We start from the raw sequence: 9,881 nt of genomic DNA on the forward strand, positions 1-9,881 counted from the left end.
CGGTCCGTGGACGCCGGGGCCCCGGGGCCCGGGAATCCTCCCGGGGCCGGAACGCGGCGGTCCCCGCTACTCGTTGGTGAACTCCTCCACGACCGTGGCACCGAGTTCGCGGACGATCAGCTCGTGCCCGGAGAGCGCCGAGTCGACGAGGTCCGGATCGTCTTCCTCCGGGATGTCGTCCTCCGGCGCGACCGTGTGCACCGGCTCGGGCGCGGACCGCTCGTACGCCGCGGACGCGGGCCCGGAGCCGCCCGGCGTCTGCCCGCCGTAGGACTGCGGGGTCTGCTGGGACTGCTGCGGCGGGGACTGCGGGGATTGCGGGGCCGCCTGGGGCTGGTACGCCTGCTGGGGCGCCGCGGCGGGCGCCGGGCGCTGCTCGTACGACTGCTGGGGCGGAGCCTGGTACGCGGGCGCGCCGCCGCCGGGGCGTCCGCCGCCCTGCATCGGCTGGCCACCGCCACCGGAGGGATCGACGATCGCCTCGACGCGCCACTGGGCGTTGAACCGCTCGGCCAGCGCCTGCCGCAGCACTCCCTCGCTGCCGCTGCTCGCGAACGTGTCACGGGCGCCCGCGTTGGCGAAACCGATCTGGAGCGTGGTCCCGTCGAACCCGGTGACCTGGGCGTTCTGGCTGAGCAGAATCCAGGTGAAGCGGCGGTGGTTCTTCACCGCCTCCAGGATCTCCGGCCAGATGCTGCGCACCTGACCGGCACCCTGCGCCATGTCCTGGCCCCCGGCCGGTGCGGCAGCGGGCGCCTGGGGGGCGGGAGCGGCCGGTGCGGCGGGAGCGGGGGCGGCGGGGCGCGGCGCCCCGGCACCCGGGGCGGAGGCGGTGGGCCAGCCACCGGGACGGCGGGCCTGCTCCCCGCCGCCGGCCGCGGCCGGGGTGGGCCAGGCGCCGGGCCGCTGCGCCGCGGGCGGTGCCTCGGCGGGGGGCTGCTGCCCGTACTCGGGGGCCGGTGCGGGAGCCTGCGGCGCGGGTGCCTGCGAGGCCTGCGGTGCGGGGGCCTGCTGCGGCGCCGCGTACGGTGCGGCGGCGGGCGGGTTGTACGGGGCGGCGGGGGCGGCCGGCATCGGCGGGTGCGCCTCGGGCCCGGGGACGTACCCCAGGGCGGGCGGGGCGGGCTGGAACGACTGCACGGCCTGCGCCCCTCCTCCCGCTGCCGCCGCGAAGGCGCCGCCGCGCTCCAGGCGGTCCAGCCGCGCCTGGAACGACCGCTCGTCGTCGAAGGCGGCGGGCAGCAGCACCCGGGCGCAGATCAGCTCCACCTGGAGGCGCGGCGAGGTCGCGCCCCGCATCTCCGTCAGCCCCTGGTTGACGAGGTCGGCGGCGCGGCTCAGCTCGGCGGCGCCGAAGACGGACGCCTGGTCCGACATCCGCTCCACCACGTCGGCGGGGGCGTCGATGAGCCCCTTCTCCCCGGCGTCCGGCACGGCCGCCAGGATCACCAGGTCGCGCAGGCGCTCCAGCAGGTCGGCGACGAAGCGGCGCGGGTCGTTGCCGCCCTCGATCACCCGGTCCACGACCTCGAAGGCCGCGGCACCGTCACCGGCCGCGAAGGCGTCCACCATCGAGTCGAGCAGCGACCCGTCCGTGTAACCGAGCAGCGAGGTCGCCATGGCGTACGTCACGCCATCGTCGCCCGCACCGGCCAGCAGCTGGTCCATGACGGACATCGAGTCACGGACGGACCCGGCCCCGGCCCGTACGACGAGCGGCAGCACACCGTCCTCGACCGCGCTGTCCTCCTTGCCGCAGACCTCCGCGAGGTACGAACGGAGCGTGCCGGGCGGGACGAGCCGGAACGGGTAGTGGTGCGTGCGCGACCGGATCGTGCCGATGACCTTCTCGGGCTCGGTCGTCGCGAAGATGAACTTGAGGTGCTCCGGCGGCTCCTCGACCACCTTCAGCAGGGCGTTGAACCCTGCCGGGGTGACCATGTGCGCCTCGTCGATGATGTAGATCTTGTAGCGGCTGGAAGCCGGCCCGAAGAACGCCTTCTCGCGCAGGTCACGGGCGTCGTCCACGCCACCGTGCGAAGCCGCGTCGATCTCGATGACGTCGATCGAACCGGGGCCGTTGCGCGCCAGGTCCCGGCAGGACTGGCACTCCCCGCACGGCGTCGGCGTCGGCCCCTGCTCGCAGTTCAGGCAGCGGGCGAGGATGCGCGCGCTGGTCGTCTTTCCACAACCACGCGGCCCGCTGAACAGATACGCGTGATTGACCCGGTTGTTCCGCAGGGCCTGCTGGAGCGGGTCAGTGACATGCTCCTGACCGATGACCTCGGCGAACGACTCGGGGCGGTAGCGGCGGTACAGCGCAAGGGACGACACAGTTACGAGGTTATCGGGACGCACCGACAACCGACTCCGCATCGGGGCCCGCCGGCCGGGGACCCTGGTCACACCGGGGCGCGGCCCCAACAACGAGATGTAGATCACATGCGCGGCGGACGGCCGGGGGCGATGCCCGAGCGCCCGAGCGGGCCCGCGAGGAACCCCGTCCGAGGCCGGTCACCCCGGGGGCGGACGGACCGGACCGCCGCGAGGGCCCGGAAAACACAAGGGCCCCCCACGCACCCGCCAGAGCCAACCTACCCTTGCTGCCTTCCGGCCCTGGGGGAGTTCAGTCAGATAGCGCCACGTGAGGGGCTGACGCCCACCTTAGCCGATCCCCACCCCTCCAGGTCCACCCGCCCGGGTCCGGAGCTCCCCCGATCCGCCCGCGACCCCCCGCTCCGACGATCTTCCGGGGAACGTGTTCGCGAGCACCCCTCAACGTCTTGTATTGTTTGCGGCGGAGGATTCGCCTAGTGGCCTAGGGCGCACGCTTGGAAAGCGTGTTGGGGGCAACCCCTCACGAGTTCGAATCTCGTATCCTCCGCCATTGCTCTCACCGGGCAATACGTCGAAGGGCCCCGTAGCTTGCTGCGGGGCCCTTCGACGTTGCGTGGTCTCACTTCTGGTCTCAGTTACCCCAAGGTGACACGTCATCTCGGTCGCTGGCACGCGCACTACTCAGTCGCAGGCGCCCTCACGTCGACGAATCGAAGCGCGCTCTCCTTGGCCACGAGAACGACAGGGCTGTCGACCTCATCCCGCTGCTCCGCAGACAGAACAAATCACTCGGTTCAGCGCGACCGCCCCTGTGGATAACTCCCGTGGCCGAAATCCTCCCGAGTAGTGTCGAGATGTGGCCACTCCCCTGTTCTTCGACACCGCCCTCCACGCCCTTCCCTCGGTCCCCGAGGAGGCCGTGGAGCACGGCGAGGTGTTCACGCGGCGCTGGGTCGTCGACATGATCCTCGACCTCGTGGGCTACACCTCGGACAAGATCCTCTGCGACTTGAAGCTTGTTGAGCCGGCCTGCGGCTCGGGAGCGTTTCTGGGAGCGGTGGCCTCGCGGATCAGCGCGTCCTGCCGCAAGTACAACCGCCCCATCGGTGATGCGCGCGGGGCCGTACGTGCGCTCGACCTGCTGGAGCGGAACGTCCACAGAAGCCGCGAAGTAGTCGAGAAGCACCTGGTCGACGATGGCTGGGACCCAGCAGAAGCCCAGTCGGTAGCAGAGTCCTGGATCGAGCGGGGGGACTACCTGCTCCAGCCCGAGGCGATCCAGCACGCGGACTACGTGGTCGGCAACCCGCCCTACATCCGCCTGGAGGACGTCCCAGCGGACAGGATGGCGGTCTACCGCCGCGCGTGCACCACCATGGGCGGTCGCGCAGACATCTACGTCGGCTTCTTCGAAGTCGCTCTCCGAAGCCTCGGGCCAGGCGGACAGCTGGGCTTTATCTGCGCGGACCGCTGGATGCGCAACCAGTACGGTCGGCGGCTGAGGCAACTGGTGGCCAAGAACTTCAGCATGGACTTGGCCCTCGTCATGCACGATGTCGACGCGTTCGACGACCAGGTTTCCGCCTACCCGGCCATCACGCTCATCAGCAATCGAGGCCAGGGCACCGCCGTGGCAGCAGACACCACGCGAGCCTTCGACGCTCCCCAAGCCACCGACTTCGCGCGCTGGTACACGAGTGATCGGACTGAAACGGTCGCGACGGAAGCCTTCCAGGCCGCTCGCATGCCGCACTGGTTCCCGGACGAGGACTCGTGGCCGAGCGCCTCTCCCGCCCGGCTGGCCGTGCTCGAGGAGCTGACAGAGCGCTTCCAACTTCTCGAGAACGACGGCACCGGCACCAGGGTCGGCATTGGCGTCGCCACTGGGGCGGACAAGGTCTTCCTCACCAGCGACGAAAAGTTGATCGAGGATGACCGGCTGCTGCCTATGGCCATGGTCCGTGACACCACGAGCGGCGCGCTCAACTGGAGCGGCACCTACCTGGTCAACCCCTGGTCTGCGAGTGGCGATCTGGTCGACCTCGCCGCATACCCCCGGCTCGCAAAGTATCTCGACGATCACGAAGCCGCATTGCGCAAGCGCTACGTGGCGGTCAAGCAGCCGCACCGCTGGTACAAGACCATCGACAAGGTCGATTCCACACTGGCCCGCCGGCCCAAGCTGCTCTTCCCGGACATGAAGCTGACGATCCATCCGGTACTCGATGAGGGCGGGCTGTACCCTCACCACAACCTGTACTTCATCGTCTCGGACGTCTGGGACATGCGCGTGCTGGGTGGTCTGCTGCTCTCCAAGGTCGCGGAAGCATTCGTGGAGGCGTACGCGGTCAAGATGCGAGGGGGGACCCTCCGCTTCCAGGCCCAGTACCTCCGCAAGATCCGGGTCCCCGACCCGGAAGCGATCAGCGAGCGCGACCGAGAAGCCCTGGCCGCAGCTTTCGATAAGCGAGACGTGAGGGCCGCCACGGAGGCCGCCCTGCGCGTCTACGGACTTGCCGAACTGCCTGACTAGGAGGACGGATCTTGACGGTCACCCGCCAGGATTTCGAGGATGCGATAGCGGCCTACTGGGACGCCAGGAAGCTTCAGGACGAACAGTCTGCGATCAAGGCTGCTGTCGGAGCCGGTACAGCTGGATCCGTACGTGGTGGCAAGCACTTCGACGCGATCGCGATCCTCCTGTCGAAGTTCTTCCTCGAAGCCGGCTACCCGCCCGAGAGCATCCGGGTCGCCAAGAAGCAAGGACTCGAACTTCCCGGCTACTACCGCCCACAGAAGCAGTGGGACGTGGTGGTCGTTCACGAAGGCGTCCTCGTCGCGGCCTTCGAGCTCAAGGCGTTGGGTGGCCCTTCCTTCGGCAACAACTACAACAACAGGGTCGAGGAGGCGCTCGGCAGCGCTGTGGACCTACGCCGAGCAGTCTTGGCCGACCTGTATCCGAAGGAGAAGCCCTGGCTCGGCTACTTCTTCATCATGGAAGACCACCAGAAGTCCCGGAACCCGGTCAGGATCGCCAAGGGCGCACTGCCCATCGACTCACACTGGCACGAGACCTCTTACCAGGACCGCTTCGGGACCTTCTGTGAACGCCTCGTGGCGGAGCAGTTGTACGACGCCGCCTGCTACGTCACATCATCGGCCGAGAAGCCCAAGCCGACGGAGCTGGTGGATAGCCTCGACTGGCGACACTTTTCAGCGGCGATAAACGCCCGGCTCACGTATCTGAAGGAACTCGGGCTTCCCGGCTAAGGGTTGTCCCGCAATTCGTGGTGGATCAGTGCGCGGCGTCAGATGCGGTGCATCGCAAGGCGGAGGGGCGTCCGCATACTGGACGTATGCGGACGTTCCGACAATGCGGCGAGGTGCCGTAGCTGTCGTCGCGCACCCACCAGGAATTGCGGACACCCCTTAGCGGGCGGGGGTGCGGTGCGTGGGCAGACAGCCGGCACGGGTGTGTACCGTGCTCCGAGTCTGACGCACGCCACTGACAACGTCCCTGCTCTTAGCGGGAGTCACAACTCGGCGCGGCCCTGTCGATGAGACGGTCACCGAGATCAAGGACCGGCGCTGGCCAGGTCTCACGACTCCCCAGAGTCATCGGGCTCTTCCTTCCCCTGGGTCTGAATCCGGCCTCCGACTATGCCGCATCCGGTGCGACAGACCGACCGCCTTGCAGAACGAGTTGGACGGCTTGACGCCTCGGTCTGCCATCTCTGCGCAATCCCGCGATCCCGCCACCGGGCGCCGGAATCGCTGTGGCAGCCCCTGACGGACAGCTCATCTGCCGCCCAGTAGGCGCGCAGTGTGGCTCACTGTTGAGGCTGGAGTTGCCCTCGCCGATCCGTCGGAGAGGCCCCACACACAAGGCGCCTCGGACAGGTTTTCGCAACAGCAGCAGCTCACCGCCCGTTCCGGATGGTCCGCCCCGACTCGGTCGGGGAATCGTCCGCATCCCAAATCCTCGGCAGAGGCCAGCCCGGCACAACCCGGCACAACCCGGCCGACATTACGGCTCTCCACGGTCGGGCATAGTGGCCTGAGCCTGCAGGTCATCCCGCACAGCCAGGGCGAGAACACGAGAACAGAAGAAGCACTCCACCTACGGGCACATTGTGCCGGTCTTTAGCAGGCGCCCGCAGAACAGAGCAGACACCACACCACACCACCTGCGAACAGGCGTTCTTAGCACACGTGGATCACGGGGCTGAACCGAAGGAGCCATGCAGGCAGAGGGAAAGGCGGCTGCTCTCGCGCGGTGCCCAACGCGCTTAGCCGCAAAGAACGGTGGCCAGGAGCAGCACCATCCAGTCGAGACTCTGCACGGGCCCCGATGCCGAAGAAGCCTTCGCGAGCTGCACGGATCCGGACCAAGAGTTGATCGCGAGTAGGAATAATTCAACCACGAAAGTAGCAATCTCTGATCACAATTGATCGATTCGTGACACCGCGCACCACGACTGCAACCGCTCGCTAATCTCCGACCAGAAGTAAGACGGCCGTCTCGTCACGACCAGGAGAACGGGCCCGTATCAGCACGAGGGGAGAGCGCCATGACCGGGCAAAACGGAAACAACCCACCCGTGTACACAGAAACCATCGAGGTGACGCCCGAAAAGTGCGCGAATTGGATGACTAAGAGGACGTGTAATCGCGTCCCCTTGAAGCGCTCCAATGTAGATAAGTTCAAAACCATTCTCCGCAATGGCGAGTTTCGCACCACGCATCAAGGGTTCGCTATCGATTGGCACGGCTGCCTCATCGACGGGCAGCACCGAGCCGCTGCAATCATCGAGACCAATACGACCGTGACCGCGCAGGTGACATACAACCTCACTCCTGACACTTTCACCGCCATCGATGGAGGACGTGTCCGCACTGCGGGCGACTTCGTCGCCCAGATTACGGAAATGAAACAGGCCAACGCCAATGTCTACGCGGCGGCGCTCAAAATTCTCGCCAACCGCGCGGCGGGGCACTCATGGACCCGCTGGACCATCGGCCGGCTCACCGCAGAGAAGCTCCAGGAACTCGTACCGAAGTGGCCAGTGACCGAGGACCAGATCATCCGCCTGGTGAGCAAGGGTAAGCAGTGCCACTCCAGTGCAACTGGATTGATCGTGGCATACAAGGTCATCACGGAAGTGTGGCCGGAACATGTAGCGAACTTGTTCCTAGATGGGATCGGCGACGCAAGCCGTGAATTCGTCGGGCGGGACCCTCGGGCCATGTATACGAACACCATGCTCAGCGTGAACCGCGGCATGGTCAGCCGAGACAGTGTGCAGCAATCAGCCCAAGCGGTTAAGGCCTTTAACGCTCTCGTCTCCGGCGAGACCATCGGCACACTGAAGAAGATGAAGTTGGGTGGCACTAAAAACGTTCTCGACCGAGCATCGGGCGAGGAAGTCCAACAAGAATACCTGGCGGACCGCTATCCAGAAGTCATTTCGCCTACAGTTGCCCCCCATGACAAGTGGCTCGGAACGGACCACGCGAGGCTCTTCGATTAGGGACCGGGCCTGGCCACATGATGCAGCTCCGTACACCGAAGCGTTACGGAATTGATCGCCGGATAACCGCGCCCGGCACACGCTCAGCCTCGGCCCAATGAAGGCCGCCAGACAGCAGGTACATCGTTGAAGCGTGCATCGGCCCCGCAATGCCATGCGGGGCCGATGCACGTAGTCACTACCGGAACCGAACCAACCTCTACCCCAGCGCGAACTTCTGCGCCGCGGAGGTGTTGCAGTCCCAGATCTGGAGCCGGGTGCCGTTGGCGGTGGCGCCGTTCGGGGAGTCGATGCACCGGCCGCTGGTCGGGTTGGACATCGTGCCGTTGCTGTTGGCGACCCAGTTCTGGTAGCCGCCGCCGTTGCAGGTGGCGAGCTGGAGCTGGGTGCCGGCCGCGCTGTTGCCGCCCGCGATGTCGAGGCACTTGCCGAGGGTCTGGAGGGTCTGGCCGCTCCAGGTCCACTGCTGGTCCTTGGCGGTGGACTGGCAGTCCCACAGCTGGACCGCGGTGCCGTCGCCGCCGGTGTCGTCGCCGGCCACGTCCACGCACTTGCCGCCCGGGCCCTTGATGGAGCTGCCGATGGAGAACTTCTGGGCGGCGGAGGTGTTGCAGTCCCAGATCTGGAGGCGCGTGCCGTTGGCGGTGGCGCCGTTCGGGGAGTCGATGCACCGGCCGCTGGTCGGGTTCTTCAGGGTGCCGTCGGACTGCTTCACCCAGGACTGGTAGCCGCCGGTGTTGCAGGTGGCGAGCTGGAGCTGGGTGCCGGCCGCGCTGTTGCCGCCCGCGATGTCGAGGCACTTGCCGAGGGTCTGGAGGGTCTGGCCGCTCCAGGTCCAGTGCTGGTCCTTGGCCGACGCCTGGCAGTCCCAGAGCTGGACGGCGGTGCCGTCGCCACCGTTGTCGTCACCCGCGACGTCCACGCACTTGCCGCCGGGGCCGACGATCGTCTGGCCGGTCACCGAACCGCCGGTGTTGCCGCCACCCGAGCCGGGGGCCTTGTTGTACACGGCCACCGAGTCGATGACCAGCTTGCCGCCGGAGACCGTGGCCGCGTTCGGGCCGCCTCCGAAGGCGTCGGGGAAGCCGCCGCCGATCGCCAGGTCGTAGATGATGTAGAAGGGGTGGTCGATCGCGTCGGCCCAGGTCGTCGCGTCCACCTGGTTCGCGTAGATCGTGTAGTAGTTGTTGCCGTCGAGGTAGAAACGGACCTGCTCCGGGGACACCGAACGGTCTATTTCCACCGCGTAGTTGTGGAATCCGGTCTGGCAGCCCGAACAGGCGCGTTCGCCGGAGGTGATGCCGGTCCCCTCGTTGCACGGCCCGCCCGGGCTGACCCCGCAGTGGACGGCGCCGAAGACGGAGCTGCGGCCGTTGATGTCCTCCATGATGTCGATCTCGCCGGACTTCGGCCAGGTCACACCGGAGCGCAGCGGGGCGCCGAGCATCCAGAACGCGGGCCAGTAGCCGGCTCCGTTGGCGGTGGTGACGTTGGGCTGCTGGAGGACGGACTCCATGCGTACGACTCCGCCTGCCGGGGCGCCGAAGGTGGCGGCCTGGGTCTCCACCCGGCCGGAGGTCCAGCCGGCCCTCGGGTCGGAGCCGGAGTGCAGCGCCTGGAGCACCAGGTGGCTCTGGCCGTCGTAGTAGACGTTCGACGTGCTGCTGGTCATGGTCTCGATCTCACCGGTGCCGAAGTTGCTGCCCGGCCCGGTGTCGTACTTCCACAGGCTCTGGTCGATGCCGGTGCCGGACGCGCCGTTGAAGTCGTCGCTCCAGGTGAGGGTGAAGCCCGACGGCGGCGCCGGTACGGACGCCTCCGCGGTCGCCGTCCCGCCGACGGTGAACGCCGCCGTGACCGCGACGACGGGGAGCAGCCTGAGTACTTTCGACCACCCGCCGCGCTGGGGTCTTGCCCAGTTCAAGCGCATATGTTCGACCTCCGGGGAAGGGCGTGCCTCCGCATGGCTGCTCGGGCAACTCCGACGGGGCATCGTCAGGTATAGACCTGAGA

At 67.4% G+C, this 9,881-nt stretch carries 5 protein-coding genes, 1 tRNA gene and 1 other RNA gene; 4 read left to right on the forward strand and 3 right to left on the reverse strand.

Translation table 11 applies throughout. The features are described from left to right. Positions 1-66: 66 nt before the first annotated feature. Together ACFWEE_RS00325 and ffs are read right to left on the reverse strand one after the other, a co-directional pair. Positions 67-2,334, reverse strand: a complete 2,268-nt coding sequence (locus ACFWEE_RS00325; protein ID WP_386885060.1) for a DNA polymerase III subunit gamma and tau — start codon at positions 2,332-2,334, stop codon at positions 67-69. Between the two features lie 226 nt (positions 2,335-2,560). Next, positions 2,561-2,657: signal recognition particle sRNA small type (ffs, locus tag ACFWEE_RS00330), an RNA gene on the reverse strand. 142 nt (positions 2,658-2,799) lie between these two features. On the opposite strand from ffs, the gene ACFWEE_RS00335 reads away from it, so the two are divergent. The 4 genes from ACFWEE_RS00335 (at position 2,800) to ACFWEE_RS00350 (ending at position 7,868) form a co-directional block, all read left to right on the forward strand. Then, positions 2,800-2,887 (forward strand) — tRNA-Ser (locus ACFWEE_RS00335). Positions 2,888-3,193: 306 nt separating this feature from the next. Next, positions 3,194-4,870: an Eco57I restriction-modification methylase domain-containing protein gene (locus ACFWEE_RS00340; protein WP_386885062.1), complete on the forward strand. Its 1,677-nt coding sequence runs from the start codon at positions 3,194-3,196 to the stop codon at positions 4,868-4,870. A gap of 11 nt (positions 4,871-4,881) precedes the next feature. Continuing rightward, on the forward strand, positions 4,882-5,607 hold the full coding sequence (locus tag ACFWEE_RS00345; RefSeq protein ID WP_386885064.1) for a PaeR7I family type II restriction endonuclease: 726 nt from the start codon (positions 4,882-4,884) through the stop codon (positions 5,605-5,607). 1,301 nt (positions 5,608-6,908) lie between these two features. Then, positions 6,909-7,868: a hypothetical protein gene (locus ACFWEE_RS00350; RefSeq protein ID WP_386885065.1), complete on the forward strand. Its 960-nt coding sequence runs from the start codon at positions 6,909-6,911 to the stop codon at positions 7,866-7,868. A gap of 199 nt (positions 7,869-8,067) precedes the next feature. On the opposite strand, the gene ACFWEE_RS00355 is transcribed toward ACFWEE_RS00350, so the two are convergent. After that, positions 8,068-9,798: a ricin-type beta-trefoil lectin domain protein gene (locus ACFWEE_RS00355; protein WP_386885066.1), complete on the reverse strand. Its 1,731-nt coding sequence runs from the start codon at positions 9,796-9,798 to the stop codon at positions 8,068-8,070. Positions 9,799-9,881: the final 83 nt, after the last annotated feature.

Origin of the sequence: Streptomyces sp. NPDC060184, from assembly GCF_042728795.1 — a bacterium.
GTDB lineage: Bacteria > Actinomycetota > Actinomycetes > Streptomycetales > Streptomycetaceae > Streptomyces.

Bases quoted from the DNA above. Each gene is read 5' to 3' on its own strand.
- ACFWEE_RS00355 (WP_386885066.1), bottom strand. From the start codon at position 9,798: ATGCGCTTGAACTGGGCAAGACCCCAGCGCGGCGGGTGGTCGAAAGTA.
- ACFWEE_RS00350 (WP_386885065.1), top strand. From the start codon at position 6,909: ATGACCGGGCAAAACGGAAACAACCCACCCGTGTACACAGAAACCATC.